This is a genomic window from Oleiphilus sp. HI0066, from assembly GCF_001635725.1.
The window spans coordinates 1-1017 of the sequence record NZ_LWFH01000081.1 but is presented as its reverse complement, the minus strand read 5'-3'; the positions used below and the strand labels follow the sequence as shown (position 1 = coordinate 1017).

Annotated in this window: 1 protein-coding gene and 1 pseudogene; both read right to left on the bottom strand. The window is 44.9% G+C overall.

From position 1 onward, the window contains the following. Positions 1 to 736: tetraacyldisaccharide 4'-kinase (lpxK, locus tag A3738_RS01290; RefSeq protein WP_068763295.1), on the bottom strand; the 736-nt coding region annotated here is incomplete at its 3' end. 23 nt (positions 737 to 759) lie between these two features. Beyond that, positions 760 to 1017, bottom strand: a pseudogene (locus A3738_RS30355) (lipid ABC transporter permease/ATP-binding protein); the annotation flags it as partial.

Genomic DNA, 1017 nt, shown 5'->3' with positions numbered 1-1017 from the left:
ATGCATATTTTTCAACAAATGCTGCGACCTCCAAACATTCAGAACCGTCCAAACGCACGAACTCTTTCGGCAATAAAGTCATTGCACTTGTTGAAACCGAACGAGGTAATTTTATAGATGAATCTAACTCACCATTGATGACAACCGCATCCATATCAGCCAAACGGTTAACAGGATCACGCAAAGGGCCAACGGGTAACACCCAGCCATTGCCAAAGCCACGCTGTCCATCGATAACGCAGAGTTCAATATCTCGATACATGGCATGATGTTGCAGACCATCATCTGCAATCACTAAATCCACACCTAAATCTTCTAATGCTTTAACTGCCAATGCGCGTTGCGGTGATAAGGCAATATCACACGCCAATAATCGTTTGAGCATAAGTGGCTCATCACCTACTTCACTTGCTGAACTATCAGCATGCAAAAGACGCACTTCATTTTTTGGAATAGAGACACCATAGCCGCGGCTCACAACGCCAACACGATACCCGCGTTGCTCAAAGTCGCGCACCAACAAACNCACCAGCGGAGACTTACCCGTGCCACCCGCCGTTAAATTCCCTACAACAATCACTGGGACCTTAGATTTAGAAGGTGAACTTGAAAGCAGTCCAGATATTCGAATGACAAGCCAATAAAGAATGGAAAAAGGCACGAGCAGGTAGATCCAAAGCTTGTTTGAGTACCAAGCTTCGGTAATCGCTTGCTCGATGTTAGAGTGGTCGTTCACGCTTATCGCCTAATCCCTTGAGCTTAGTGATCGTCAGAAAGTGCCATGTTATAGAGTTTTGCGTATTCCCCATCTTTCTCTAACAACTCAGCATGCGTACCTTGCTCAACAATATGCCCTTCGTCCATCACGACGATAATATCTGCATTTTCAATCGTTGAGAGACGATGTGCGATAACTAAAGTAGTGCGCCCTTTTATAAGCTCATCCAACTCACGCTGAATCACTTTTTCTGATTCGTTATCGAGTGCAGACGTCGCTTCATCGAGAATTAATAATGG